Here is a 14,621-nt window from a genome sequence, read left to right on the forward strand (position 1 = left end):
CGTACTGCCCCGTGCCTGGGTATTCGGTCCCTTTCAAATTAATAATCTTCTCTTCTTCTGGAGTAAGTTTATGGTACCGTTTCATTCTGACTCCTTGGTGTATTAAAGATTGACATTCATAAAAAGTGCATTCCCATGCCAATTTGGCACACTTTCTATCCAGATTTCTCTAAATCCATTTTCTTTGAGCCAACTTTTTAAATCGGAATATAACACACAACCTTCCCAAAATTTTTGAAAGTTCACTTCAGTATAGATGAGCTTCACATTTTTTAATTGGTGAAGAGCCCCTTTAAAGGCATTTAATTCATTTCCTTCCATATCAAACCATATAAAATCGATTTTTTGAACACCCTGTTCTTGTGCCCACGCATCCAAAGTATTTGCCTCTACAACAATCGGATGATCTAAATCGGAATGAAAATAGTCATCATTAAAATGCTTTGTAGGTTTGCGCAAAGAGCTTGCGCCTCCAGCTAAGTAGAACAAAAATTGCCCTTTCTTATCAGATAGTGCACATGGATATGTTGTAACGTTAGAGCTAGTATGAACGGTTTTAAATAGTTCATTATAGGATTCTGGAGAAGGTTCAAAAGCATAAATATGCCCTTGTGGCCACAATTGGCTCATCACAATTGTATCTTCGCCAAAATGGGCTCCTGCTTCAACAATAACAGGATTATCAGGTAGCAAACTTTTAATTAACTCAAAAGGAGCTCGCTCTTCAGCGACACATAAACAGGTCATCATCATCAGTAAGCTTATTCCAAAATGTACTTTTCTTAACATCGTCATTCCTTTGTGATAAAAAACTTGAATAAAAATTTAATTATTTATCACATCCATTATTGCGTCAAATCAATTTGAAAGATCTGAAAAAATGGGACCTTTTATGACAATGCTCATCATCTTTTAAAGGCATTTTCATCCAAAAAATGTTTGCGAAAATTTCCAAAATTCATTTAAGATCTGAATACTTAACGACTTCGATCCGACTAAACCAGAACTGACATATGTTGAACACCGCTATTACTCCGCTTCATGCACTCAATTTTTTTTCTCCATTTGATCTTGTTCCTGATGAAGCTTTGCTTTCCATTTTTAATCAATTAGCCAAAATAGGCCCTTCCTCATTTCACTCGACTTTACGTGTTAGTAGAAGGTGGCAAATGATCACCTGCGATAGGTCGCTTAAATGGGTACATCTTTTTGTGATTCCCGCACTTAAGCAGGTCAATTCTTTGCAGCAACCCCTGCACGAAGCTTGTTTAGAAAAGATAAGAATATTATATCGCTCTTTAAGAGAGTATACAGAACAGCCTTCAGAAGAAAAATCCATTTTCTTTCTTAATACATTTTTGAAAGAAACATTAAAAGTACTTTCTGAGCATTACAAAGAGGGAAATACTTTAGAAAAAAACATCATCATAAACTTTTTATTTCATATCCATGATGAGATCAAGCACATACTTACTGAAATCCAGGAATCTTTTAATTTTGAAGAGATCATCCTCTTCATTCAAGAAGGCCTATTTGCTTTTTTAGAGGGTTGTCAACAACTATGCCTGGAACAAATCCCTGTTACATTTGCGCAAATTGATAACTTTATAAAAAATATCCATCAGCATGACACAAACGAAGATCCTGCCCTCTATTATTCTGAAAAAATGGGTGGCAGCGATATGTATGCACTTAATCTTTTGGGAAAATATGTTCCCGGTACTAAACAAATACAACATCAATGCTTAAGATTTGTTTTCAATGCTTTGACTTGTCTAAAAGCTAAAAATTATATTCTGCAGCTTGAGAAATACTCCTTGCTTGCCGAAGCAGTTGAAGGGATGCTTGTTAAAAAACAAGCTGTTTTTTCGAAACATCTTTACATCTGTTCCTCCGAAACTGTCTTGAGCTGGCACATTCTTTTGGACAAATTTGATGAGATTGCCTCTTTTGCCGCGATTACACTTCAAATTTCCAAAAAAAATACCTCTCATTTAATCGTCAGCTTTAATGGATTAAGTCCAAATAATCGCTGGAAGAAATTTGCTGAAATTACATCTCTTATGGACAACGCATGCTTGGTTAATGATTCTTATAGCCGTGGCTTAGAGTTTAAATATGCGTTAAAAAACTCTGCAAAAATCAATCTTTCATTTATTCAAGAAATGATCTTTAGCTGGACAAAAAGCACCTTTTCTACCGATTCTCTCAAAAAAATGCTTGTGCATGTTTCCAAGGATTGGAAATATTTTGATCGGTTAAATCCTCAAATTTTCTTAAAAACCCCTCATTTTAATAAGGTGTTTTTGGGAGATATTCATATGAGGAGAAAAATTGCAATGCTATGGTTAGTTGGAACAGCTGAGAAAACTGTTGCAAGTCATCTCCCCTCTTACAGCATTTCCAAGCAGTTGATCAATCAGGCCACAAATGCTTTGATAAATGATCTTTTGAGAGGATCAAAAGGGGCTTATTCTTCTATTGAATTCTTATGCACGCATCCCAAAATTGCAGAAAAAATGCCGAATGTTGTTAAAATCTTAACTCAAGCCCTTCAAAAGCATAAAGAGATCAACTTGTACATCCAGCACAGCCTTGAACAAGGAAAAACTGGGGAAGCAATAGAAATCGCTATTTCCTATAAAAATCCTCAATGGCTTGCTCTTGGAATGGCGCAAGTGATCGAAAACCAGGATCAACAACTTTTTTTTAATACAGCCATAAAGCTCTATCAAAAAAATAAATTTTCTTTATTTCTACCTTACAAAAATAAAGTCAAACTGCCCTTAGAACAGACCCAAAACTTAGACAAACGAGAATTCCATTTAGAAGTTTTAAAAAAATATGATTCGATCATAAAAGACTTGCAAGATTTATACATAAAAAACATTGTAAATGAAAAAGCACTCTTGCTTGCAGGACACTGTTTAATCGGATTTTTAGTGAAAAATGCAGAAAAGTACGCGGAAATGCGGATCTCTGTCATGATTTCGCAAACATTTGCAAATGGTTTAGCAAATCCCGATAAACAGCTTTCTAACCAAGCGTATGCCCTTTTAGAGCTAATTTGTGATCATTACCAAACATTTAAAAATGAGAATAAACATTTTGATGCATTTAAAAATGCCTTTACTTCACTTATAGATGCTTGTGAAGAAGCTACAAAAGATAATGAGCCCTTACAAAAATCTATATATACTTTGAAGAAATTTCTAAATTAATCATTTAAGAAAGGTCTTTTGCTATGGACTGTAGAGAATTAAGTGGATCACCTGTATATCCTAGAACATTTTTATCTCCCATTCATTCACTCCCCAACGAAACCTTAGTTCATATTTTTCGCATGCTTCTTGAAGAAGCCTCACCCGACACCTTAATGCAGGCAGCAAGAACATGCAAACATTGGAAAATTTTAATTTACGATCGTTTGAAGCATGCTAAATCATTTTTCTGGTTTAAGTTAACCATTCTGCCCATCCTTTTTTTACCTTCTTCTGAGCATTATGCGATTGGGAAGGAGTATCGTGATTGGATTCGACAACAAATCCATTTGCTTGGTGCAGCCAATACTTTTCAGGAGCTTATGGATTGTCTACAATCGACAAATACCTTTTTAGAAAAATATGGATGCTTGCTAAACGAAACTGAAAAATATGTCCTCGTTAACTTTTTATTCTATCTCGAACATCGACTGCATGAAAACCATCCTTTCAAAACCTCTCTACAAGTGCAGAATGAGGTTTATCCATTTGTGGAACAAACCTATTTGCTATTTAAACACTGTTTCAACTTGATTAGCAAAGAAGAAGAAAAATTGTTATTACTTTGCGAAAATGAAGATTCTCATTTCCCTAATTATTTACAAGAACTTCAAGACAAATTAAACACCTTAAAAAATCAAACATTTGCATACACAGATGGTTTTAGTGTAGAAACTGCGGCAATAGGTTCTCATATTTTTTTTGAAGCCATCTCTCCCATTTTGCCTAACTCGCTGCAAGATGTTTATGCTTTATGTAGAGCAAACACCCGTACGATTCTTTCGTATTTAAAACTTAAAAGTACGCCTATTTCACATCCACTTTTAATGCGGTTTGAGAAAGAGTTAGGCCAGCTATTACACAACAGCCATATTACACATGTGTCCAAACATTACCATGCAGACTATGCAAAGAATATTGAAATGGTTTGGAATATCCGCTATCCAAACTACGTTTTAACATTAAAAATGCGGATTTCACACGATAATGCAACTGTGCTGACAATGCATTTTCAAGGTAAAAATCTGAATAGCCGCTGGGTTAAACTGTATGGTTTGTTTTCGCTCATTCCACATTTAATCGCCTTGGAATTCCCCCATTTAAAAACAGCCCCTTCTTCTGCAATCAATTTTTCTCAAAGTATCAAGGTTCAATTTCCTTTATCTGACATAAAATATCTCATGGTTTTCATTAACGCTATTACATCAAATTTTTTAAAACTGGATTGCAACCAATCCCCCCTCGATATCATTAAATTAGCTTATCCTCATATGACTCTAACCTGGGAAAACATGGAGGCCACTTGTTTTCAAAAAACGTTAGATTACAACTTTATTCTGTTAGGCATGAGTATTTCCCCCTTGCTAAAACTCAAGATAGCGACCTATAGCTTGCTCGGCATTGCAAATGACAATTTGGGAAGCATCACTGGTCAGAAATCTTTTAATAGCACTGAAAGGCATAGGCAAATCCTGAGCCTTTATAAATTGAGCGAGTATTCACTGAAGGATATCTGCTTGATGCTTCTTTTGACTGAATTAGAGATGCATTTTCTTGAAACGCTTCCATTTGTCAATCAACTTTTAAAGAATGAAAATTTCCGTACACGGTTGCCTCGACTTTACAACATTCTCTATGAAACCATGGAAAAACGTGCACGGTTGTAGCCTTAAAAGTAACGAAGAGTTTACATCAAGTGGTTTTTTTAAAATGATTGACGAAATTTCAACCATTGAAGATGCTTGTTTTTTTATTGCCTAACAGCGGATTTGTGACTTTTCACATTTCTGCTTTATTCAAATTAAAAAATGGGATTCACTATGCTACAACGCTACTCGCACTATTACCTTTTCCTTATATTTTTGGCATGTGGATGGTGCCACACGGCTTTCGGTGACAATCAAACACCTACGGTCAGCCATGTCTCCTCCGGGGATAAATTACCTTTTCGGGTCAAATTGGAACTCGCCGATTTTTCTTTACCTTACGGCATTCAATCTTTTGTATCTGCAAGTTTTAGCGGCAGATTCGTTCTTCTGGCAGGGCGTACAAATGGATTACATGGATTCAATAACGACAACAATAACTTTCCTCCTTCTGAGCAAAACACCATGGTTTATGTCGTGGATCCCAGCACCAAAACTGTATATTCCAAATCCTTAACCGATCCTACATCTGGACTCACCCAACAGCAAGTCGACCACCTATCGGTTACAAGTGCACAATTTTATCAACACGATGGGGTTCTCTACATCACTGGTGGGTATGGTGTTGATACGGCTACTGGCGAGTTCAGTACAAAAGATACCCTGACAGCCATTGACTTAGGAGGCTTGATGCATTGGGTCATTAGACCTTATCCAAAGGAAACACTTGCTCACCATGTGCGTCAAATCCATAATCCCGTTTTCCAAATCACGGGTGGATATATGACAAGAACCAAGAAGGGAGAAACGCTACTCGTTTTTGGTCAAAATTTTGAAGGCTTTTATACACCAAGCAGCAATGGACAATATAGTGAACAGGTGAGACGATTTAGAATCCACGATAACGGGAAAAAACTGTCAGTCGATGTCCACCACGCTGTACCTAAAAAGCAAGATCCCGCTTATCGACGAAGAGACTTAAATGTTGTCCCGATTGTCCACCACGTCTTGGGAGTTCCTTTGCAAGATTATGCTGCCTTTGGTGGTGTCTTCACTCTGGCAGGTGGTGCATGGACAGTACCTGTGATCATCAATACTAAAGGTAAAGCTTCAATGGATGACCCTGAGAATCCAGAAACATTTAAGCAAGCCATGAATCAGTATGTTTGCCCAACCTTGCCACTTTATTCAAATCATACAGATGACATGTACGTGCTATTTTTTGGCGGGATCAGTTACGGTTTCTTTGAGAATGGGCAATTTCAAACAAATCCAAAACTTCCTTTCATCAATCAAATTTCAGCAATTCGCCTGAATAAAAAAGGGGATTTTAAACAGTATATCTTGAAACAGCAATATCCAGTGATTCTATCCACACAATCCAATCCTGGAAAACCACTTCTATTTGGGGCTGGGGGACAATTTATTCCTGTCGATGATTTACCTGCTTATGGAAATGGCGTGATCAAATTGGATCAATTGAGCAGACATTCCTCTGTCATTGGATATATTGTGGGTGGAATTCAAAGTACATTACCCAATACAAATACTTCTTCCGATTCGGCAGCATCGCCTCACATTTTCAAGGTGATTCTCAAAAGAGTCCATTGGGAATAGGAGAGATCAAGAGCACAAAGAGTTCCTTCTCTTTGTGCTCTTCATGAGACTTCATTTTTAGTGACTAACCAATACGTAATGCCTAATGAGAGGATCAAGGCAGCTGTCGCATACAATTCGGGCGCTAGTGCTTTCGAGTAATCTAAAATGATCACCTTTCGAGCAACGGCGGTTAAAGCTGTAGCTAAAACAAGGGGCACATGGATAGCATCTTTCTTTAAATAAAAAATAATGTTTAAAAAAATCTCAATCGCAATTAGTACCGCTAAGAAGGATCCTAAAGTAGATAAAAGCCTTTCTGTACTGAACCTCGATGTCACCGACGAAACGATATTCTCGTAAAGATGGACAACAACATCGACTAACGACCAGATGACGACAATCACCATCAGAATAGCCAAAAACTTAACACAATACACAATAATTTTGCTCAGTTGATGGACCAGTGGATCATGTGTCGACTGCATGAGGCTTTCTTTTGGTAAATTGTTCATCATCACCTTTTGTTAATTACTCGTTGGGATGAGCGGCTTTAAATACATAGGCAGCAGCAGCTCCTCCTAAAAAGTTAGCGACTAAGAAAATCCAAAAATTGGTCCAAGCACTGATCTTTAAAAGAGAGATTCCTAATGCAACAGCTGGATTAAAAGCCGCTCCTGAAAGCGTTCCTACAGCATATGCCCCCACTAGAACTGTGAATCCAATCGCCCAACCATAATAGGAATTGCCTTGGGTCGCACGAGCAGTGGCCACATTTAATACAACATAGCAAAGAGCGAAGGTAAAGAGAAACTCTGCGATTAAAGCTTTAGCTGCATCAATTGTTAGGGGGGCCTGCGCAAATCCGCTTTTAAAATAGGCAGTCAAAAGAGCAGCTAAGGCACCACCCAAAAATTGAGCGACCCAATACAACCATAGATCTTTTGTCGTAAGACGTTCTCTCAAATAAACAGCCAGAGAAACAGCCGGATTATAATGTCCTCCTGAAATATGCCCCCCTGCATAAACCATCACGGCTAAAGCGGCCCCAACGGCCAAAGGAGCTAGTGGCCCGGCGCCAGGTTCTAGCGCTGTCATTCCAACAGTTAAGACAAGAAAAAAAGTTCCAATAAATTCGTAAATATATTTCATTTTAACATCCTCAATCATGGATTTTATATAATAATTTCTATACTAATCGCATGTTGCAAAAAGGAGAATTTTCGAACAACACATAAACTATTTTTTTGAGCTTTTTACCCGATTCACTTTGGGGATTACAGGGACCAACTCTTTTAAATCGGGTTTTTTTAATTCTCTTGGAAAATCATGCTCTGCAACTGGCAACCACGTTTGATTACGTCCAAAGAAAAAGATTTGGCCTCTTACAATTAAGTTCCCATTTTTTGGCCACATTTGCGCATCATAAACTCTTCCATGGTCGGGATCTAAGATTTTTCCATCTGTGTATTTCTCCCCATTTTTTTTAAGATTCCACATGATATCCATCCCTGAAAAAAAGGGGTTTCCTTGAACTCCTGCGGCGCGTGTTTTAGGAGATTCGATCGAATCTGCAATTTCACCGTTGTGGCCATATGTGGCAATGATGCGTCCAAAATATTTCCCCTCATATTCATAAATCGCTACGATACTTTGAATTCTTCCGGTTTCATCATCGACACTTTTCCAAAATCCTTGCACTTCGTCTATGGCGTAAGTTGAATTGATTGAAATCATTAAAAATAAAAATAGAGATAGGAGTGTCTTCATGAGCGATCCTTTAGATATGTTTTTAAAATCATGCTTAAAACCTCACTTTTGCCGGTCTTTTTGGGAAAGTCAACGTTTTTTTATCTCATTCAAATTTATCATAAATATTCTTGAATTTGACTAAACGGTATGCCAAACTGATCAAAGGCAGCGGGCCAATCTGCGTAAGCTCATTGACATCTAAAGCATTTGGACGGATTGACATGCATTTTTCTTTAAAAGGTTTCCTTTGGTTGGCGGTCCTTGCCATCATTTTTATGGGGTATAGTTCCCTCTACTCTCTTTCTTTTGACAAAAGTTTTGTAGTCTTAATTCTAGTCTCTTTTTTTTGTGAATTTGTCGATAGCGGGCTTGGAATGGGATATGGAACGATTCTAACGTCAACACTTTTATTGATGGGCTATCATCCTCTCGACATCGTCCCTACGATTCTTTTATCAGAATTATTTACGGGCTTTGCTTCAGCTTATTTCCATGACCAAATTGAAAATGTCGATCTTAAATTTAATGGTGTGCATTTTAATCGCGCCGTTTTATTGGCCGCAACAAGTATGGTTGGCTTAAGTTTGGGTGTTTATACCGTTCAAATCTTGCCCGAGAACTTGATCATCATGCTGATCGGATGCATTGTTTTTATATCTGGACTTTTTGTGGTTGTTTTTGCCAATCAAGTATTGGAATATAGGAATTGGAAAATGGCTTTATTAGCCATTGTGGCTGCCTTTAATAAAGCCATTAGCGGAGGCGGTTACGGTCCTCTTGTAACGAGTGGACAAATTTTAAGCGGTGTCCAAGGTAAATCGGCGGTCGGGATTACTTCCTTTGCCGAAGCTTTTACCTGCCTATTATCCGTGATTTTATTTCGAACGCAGGGAGAATTTACTAAACCTGAACTTCTAGCTCCCATGTTATTCGGGGCACTTTCTTCGGTTCCTTTCTCAGTCTTCTTAATAAGTAAATTTAACGAGAACTATCTAAAGCGTGTTATAGGCTTTTTTACCATGCTGCTAGGATTTCTATTATTTTTGAAAATTGAATTCTAAAATTTGAGATGCCATGGGTTCCTTTTCACAAGCTGAGCACAGATAACGGAATCTGGGCCTTTTAGCGAAAAACATTGCCGAAACAACATTTAAGCTTCCACGCTAACAGATCGTTTCCTGGTGCCAGCTTGTGACTAGGAACGCATAACATCTCATTGTTTCTTATTCGGAATCTCGTTTATCGTTTCCAGTGCCATATTAACTTCATGATCAGGCATTTCATTGATCAAGGTTTTTTTGTCTGCCAAAAATGTTGTTGCCCACCACATCGCCTCGTAATCTTCACCAAAATTTTTTAATCCATTCTGGAGAAATTTGACATATCCAGGAATAGGATTGATTTTGTCATTGGTGTAGCGATCTCCTGTTCCTTTATAATCTGGAGCGATTAAAGTATATGCGAGAATAAGCTCCGCCGGTTTTGATTCATCCAATGCATCATTCCATCGCACAACAAGAACAGGCATTAAATCGTACCCCACTTCCCCTTTGGTCAAGGTCAATAAATCGGGTAAGGGTAATTGAAGGAGTACGCCATTAAGCACCGCATCATTTTTCACAAAGGCATTGAGAACAGCCACATCGTTGGATCTTCTGACATTTCCCCATTTTTCGGCGACATTTGATGGCATTTCCCGATTAAAAACACGTTGAATTCCAAAAGCGACCGCAGGAGTTAATGTTTCAAGAGCTTGTGAACTAATCGTTTTTGCAGTAGGAGAACCTTTATCGATTAAGCTGCTGTAAGCAAAAAAGGGAACGGATGTTTGATTTCCATATAGCTCTTTTAGGTTTTCCTCCGAGATGGGATACGCAAGCGTTTTGACTTTTACAATATCAGGTCGTGCTGCTGTCACTTGTTGAATTAGCTCCTGATGTTTTTTCGCTTTCCAAGGTGTTCCAACAGTAGAGTTGATTGCTGCGTCTTTAAAGAGTTGATAAGGATTATTTTCAATATCCAAACCAAAAGCAATAGTTGTAAAGTTCAAACCGGAAATTAAAATAAATAAAATATTTTTAAAACCCATAAATTTACCACTATACTATAACAATATTTGATAGTAATGTTTATGTACTATATAATTTCATCTAATCATACAAAATTAATATTTACAATAATTTAAATTAATCCATTCTTTTCATCTTTAATTAAAATTAAATATTAGACACTTACGGATTAATTTTTATTCAAGGAGTACCAGCATGAACCCAACTTTTGGTGAAATTAATCCGAATTTTTGCGATTGGGTAATAAATAGTCCTGAAGAACTAATTATTAAAAACATAAATGAATCAGAGAATTTTATATCTGAATTGGCCCAAAAATTACTAGTCAATAATGGTGAAATAAATACCTTTAATAAAATTATTGACTGTATAAAAAAATCAAAAAAAGGTCGACTTGATATCGCAACCTTTGAAATCTTCGCCTCAGCTATAAATAGGCAACAATTAGATCAAAAGAATTCTAGTGCCTGCACTTTGAGAAGTGTTGCTCCAATTGAACATATTCTCATGACATCCACCCCCGATTCAATTAAAAATTTACACAAGTCAAATCTTATTCATCCAAATTCCATCAAAAAATCTTTAATTTATCTTTGCCATAATCCATACACTAACCATGAATTAATCCAGCTTTTCATTGAGCTTGGTGCCGATGTTAATTTTATAGATGCCCAACACCAGACACCTTTATTTATTGCTAGCCAAAGAAATCCTAAGCTTATAGTACCACTCTTACAACACAATGCGATTCCAGCTAAAGACGCTTTTTTTAGGGCATGCTTTAACCCTCAAACAGCACCTGATGTTTTACAAAATTTAATTACAAAACTTGCTGAAATACAAGAAAATAAAGACTTCGTTAATATCCCAGACAGGAATGGGAATACATCTTTAATGTACGCCTGTCAAAGTTCACCACACCTTATCGCCACTCTTGTGCAAAATGGAGCGAATCCCCGCATAAAAAATCCTTTAGGTCTGTCGGCTATCCTTTTCCTTAGCAAGCATTCTTCACCAACATTTGAACATTTTCGGGAACTCCTCCAGGCTGGTGCCAACATCAATGACTGCGACTATGAAAATCATCATATCTTTCACACTCTTTTTGTTGCAAAAGTCATTAATTTAGATCTAATTAAAAAATTATTAAGTTTGAATGCCAATATTTATGCTCTAGATAAGCATGGCAATTCTATTTTACATTATGCCTGCGAATCCAATATCTCGCCCGAAGTCATTCAATTTGTTTTAGAAAATGTGATGGACCCAAAAGCATTTCTTGAACACACAAATACCCAAAAACTTTCAGCTCTTCACATTGCATGTGGACACAGCAACAATCCCTCTGTTATTGCAACACTCTTGCATTATGCAAAACATTATCAAACCTCCAATCTGGAGCAAAGTGATGTGCTTGGTCGAAAACCTTTAGACATAGCCTGCACTCATAATCCGCAATATATCGAAATTCTCGTGGAAAATGGCGCTATACCTGAATCCAATCTCCTTTCCCTCTTATGCAGTAATCCTTCTAATCCTGTGGAAGGTTTCACCTTTTTACTAAATCTTCTAGCAAAAACATACAACCCTACAGACCTAATCAATGAACAAGATGACACAGGAAAGACGCTTTTAATGAAAGCCTGTGAATTGAATGCATCGTTCATTAAACCTCTCATTGATAAAGGAGCTGATGTTTTTTTAAATAAAAAAACCCAATCCCCTTTACTAATAGCCTGCTTTAATAAACACGCTTCCTTAGAAGATATTAAAGCCATCGTCGAAGCAGCAGAAAGAAAAGGTCTCCTCCATGCTTATTTGAATCAAACTGATGAAAACCAAATTTGTGCTCTCCAAGCTGCAAGTTTCAAACATGCAAGTCACCCGGAAATCATTGATTATCTTATTTCAAAGGGAGCTAAAGCGAGTGTAACTCATGTTCAATGGGGGTCTCTACTACACCTAATTTGTCGAAGTCAAGATGCAACCCCGGAAGCTGTCCAAAAAATTATTTCAGCGGTTAAAAATGAAGATGTCAATTTTGACGCCTATATCAATTTGCAATCTTCCGAACAAACGGCTCTCGGTGTGGCTTTGCAAGCAAAGATTAATCCAAAAGTCATTGAACTTTTAATCAACGAAACTCGCATCGATCCAACTGATCTCTCCTATTTGCACTTTGCCTGCCAACACCCAGGCATGAAAGAATCGACTCTAAAAGTTATCATTGAAGCGGGAAGATATGAGCAAGACATAGCCGAGTATCTTAATACAACCTTAAATGGAAAAAATGCCTTGGAAGTCGCTTGTCAGGCAAATCCTATTAACCCAAACACGGTCTTATTCTTGCATAAATTAGGGGCGAGGACAACAGCAGGAAACCTCCTTCATCATCTCTGCAAAAATCCTAGCGTGGACCACCGCATTTTAAATTTTTTTATTAAAAATACAAATGATCATTCTTCCCTAAAGGAATATGTAAACGAGGGTGATCAAGAAGGGTTGTCGCCTCTTGAAATCGTTTGTTTGCGCAATCCAGTAGATCTTAAAAGCATTCGCGTGTTAGTCGACGCTGGAGCAAGTCTTGTTTTTTTGAGTTCAGATTTAGCTAGAAATGAATCTATTCTTCCGTGCGCTTGTTCAAATAAACACTTAACGCCACAGCAATTGGAGTACCTCATTCAGTTGACTTTAAGGGCAGATCCTAAAGCTCTGGATTTTCAAAATACAACAGGAGAAACACCACTCCATATTTGCCTTGAATCTAATCCAAATCCGCATAACATTCAAATCCTACTCAAATACGGAGCTAATGTTTTTATTCCTAACCTTGAAAATAGCTCCCCGCTGCATATCGCCTGTGCTACTTCTAATATCGATCCAACGATCATCAAGCTTTTGCTATCGACAGGTAAAAAACAAGATGCTTCTTTTGATCTAGTCAATCATCAAGATCTTGCTGGCCGTACTGCCCTACATATTGCCCTGCTAGCGAATCCAATTAATCTCGACGTTGTCTCTCTATTACTAGAAATGGGAGCAAATTGTGATTTAACCGATTGTAACAACGAATCTCCTTTACATTTCGCCTGCAGAAATCCTTCTGCTACATCTCGTTGTATTCAACTATTAGCAAAACCTGAGACGATTAATTCCCACAATGAGAAGGAGGAAACGCCTTTACATTTGCTCGCTTTAAGAGAAAATCCTTCATTAGAACTGTTTCAAGTTTTATTCGACCTAGGCGCTGATGTGGATTATGTGGATCATAACGAAAATTCGCCTCTCCACAACGCGTGTGAAAATCCCGAAATGTCTGCAGAGATTATTGAAGCCATTATAGCCAAAAGCCAAAACCCTTGGGGATTGGTTATGGCACAAAATAATGATAAATACACATCTCTACACTACATTTGCGAAAATTCGGAACTTCCAATGGCTGTTCTAGAAATTCTCGTCAAAAGAATCGGTGAAGATCTCAAAGAATACTTAGAAGCCAAAACAGATATCGGCCTAACGGCTATTCAAATTGCATGTACTACTATTCCAATCAATGCAAAGTTAGTGAAAGCTTTGATCAAACTTGGCGCAAATCTTGATGTCACTGATCAAAATGGGAATACACTTTTACATATTCTGTGCCACAATTCTGGGCCAGAAGTAGCAGGTCTTATTAAAAAAATCATTAAAAAAACGCCTCATCTTCGTTTGCAAATAAACAAAAATGGCAATACTCCTCTTCATCTAATTTGTCAAAAGTCTCCCTTTGACAGCCAAATTTTTAACTTTCTTTTGAGAGAAGAATCTGATCTTTTCGTCTCGAACGCTGAGTACCTCACTTGCCTAGAGCTCCTTATTAGAAATTCAAAAGTTGATTCCAAAATTCTGAAAGAACTGTTTTCACCCAAGCAATTACAACAATTTGCCTCTTATAAGTTTAAATTGGACTTCACATTACTCCACTGGGCTTGTGCTGAAAATAGGTCCCTTATCCGGTTACTTTTAAAGTCTAGATCGGATATCCATGCGCTTACCACAAACAAACTTTCAGTCCTGCACTTGATTTGTACAAATATTGATGCAACCCCTCGAGATTTTGAACGATTAATTAAAAAAATCACAAAATCCTCTCCAGATGAGATGACTGAAGCGCTTTCACTTCAAGAACATCTTGAACTTAAAAGCACAAACAATGAATTACCTCTGCTAAATGCTTGTTCGAATAATTTTAAGCTCGTAGAACTTCTTCTTAAATGGGGAGCTGATGCCTCTAAAGTGCCACTATTTGAAATTTGCAA

10 protein-coding genes are annotated in these 14,621 nt (G+C 37.4%); 5 read left to right on the plus strand and 5 right to left on the minus strand.

Going from position 1 to position 14,621, the window contains the following annotated elements; all coding sequences use genetic code 11:
* Nucleotides 1-102: 102 nt before the first annotated feature.
* The gene (locus tag AB7E63_RS11680) at nucleotides 103-789 is read right to left on the minus strand and encodes an FkbM family methyltransferase (protein ID WP_013924756.1); all 687 of its coding nucleotides are present in this window, start codon (nucleotides 787-789) and stop codon (nucleotides 103-105) included.
* A 224-nt stretch (nucleotides 790-1,013) separates the two neighbouring features.
* On the opposite strand from AB7E63_RS11680, the gene AB7E63_RS11685 reads away from it, so the two are divergent.
* The 3 genes from AB7E63_RS11685 (at nucleotide 1,014) to AB7E63_RS11695 (ending at nucleotide 6,523) form a co-directional block, all read left to right on the plus strand.
* Nucleotides 1,014-3,221: an F-box protein gene (locus AB7E63_RS11685; protein ID WP_006341560.1), complete on the plus strand. Its 2,208-nt coding sequence runs from the start codon at nucleotides 1,014-1,016 to the stop codon at nucleotides 3,219-3,221.
* 23 nt (nucleotides 3,222-3,244) lie between these two features.
* Nucleotides 3,245-4,927 (plus strand): F-box protein, encoded by a 1,683-nt coding sequence (locus AB7E63_RS11690; RefSeq protein WP_006341561.1) that lies wholly within the window; start codon nucleotides 3,245-3,247, stop codon nucleotides 4,925-4,927.
* A 153-nt stretch (nucleotides 4,928-5,080) separates the two neighbouring features.
* Nucleotides 5,081-6,523: a hypothetical protein gene (locus tag AB7E63_RS11695; RefSeq protein ID WP_036746281.1), complete on the plus strand. Its 1,443-nt coding sequence runs from the start codon at nucleotides 5,081-5,083 to the stop codon at nucleotides 6,521-6,523.
* Nucleotides 6,524-6,564: 41 nt separating this feature from the next.
* Here the strand turns inward: AB7E63_RS11695 and AB7E63_RS11700 are convergent, their stop codons facing one another.
* The 3 genes from AB7E63_RS11700 to AB7E63_RS11710 all read right to left on the minus strand — a co-directional run bounded on the left by AB7E63_RS11700 (nucleotide 6,565) and on the right by AB7E63_RS11710 (nucleotide 8,272).
* Nucleotides 6,565-6,990 (minus strand): phosphate-starvation-inducible PsiE family protein, encoded by a 426-nt coding sequence (locus AB7E63_RS11700; RefSeq protein WP_428419569.1) that lies wholly within the window; start codon nucleotides 6,988-6,990, stop codon nucleotides 6,565-6,567.
* 43 nt (nucleotides 6,991-7,033) lie between these two features.
* A complete protein-coding gene (locus tag AB7E63_RS11705) occupies nucleotides 7,034-7,654 on the minus strand; it encodes an MIP/aquaporin family protein (RefSeq protein ID WP_013924751.1) in 621 nt (206 codons plus the stop codon).
* An 87-nt stretch (nucleotides 7,655-7,741) separates the two neighbouring features.
* On the minus strand, nucleotides 7,742-8,272 hold the full coding sequence (locus AB7E63_RS11710; RefSeq protein ID WP_006341567.1) for a DUF2147 domain-containing protein: 531 nt from the start codon (nucleotides 8,270-8,272) through the stop codon (nucleotides 7,742-7,744).
* A gap of 203 nt (nucleotides 8,273-8,475) precedes the next feature.
* Between AB7E63_RS11710 and AB7E63_RS11715 the strand changes: the two genes are divergently transcribed.
* A complete protein-coding gene (locus AB7E63_RS11715) occupies nucleotides 8,476-9,315 on the plus strand; it encodes a sulfite exporter TauE/SafE family protein (RefSeq protein WP_006341570.1) in 840 nt (279 codons plus the stop codon).
* A 152-nt stretch (nucleotides 9,316-9,467) separates the two neighbouring features.
* Here the strand turns inward: AB7E63_RS11715 and AB7E63_RS11720 are convergent, their stop codons facing one another.
* Entirely contained in the window at nucleotides 9,468-10,343 is an 876-nt protein-coding gene (locus tag AB7E63_RS11720) for a hypothetical protein (protein ID WP_006341571.1), read from the minus strand.
* Nucleotides 10,344-10,518: 175 nt separating this feature from the next.
* Here AB7E63_RS11720 and AB7E63_RS11725 point away from each other — a divergent pair.
* Nucleotides 10,519-14,621 (plus strand): ankyrin repeat domain-containing protein (locus AB7E63_RS11725; protein WP_428419570.1); only part of this gene is annotated, 4,103 nt, incomplete at its 3' end.

Source organism: Parachlamydia sp., from assembly GCF_050255895.1.
GTDB classification, from domain to species: Bacteria; Chlamydiota; Chlamydiia; order Chlamydiales; family Parachlamydiaceae; genus Parachlamydia; species Parachlamydia acanthamoebae.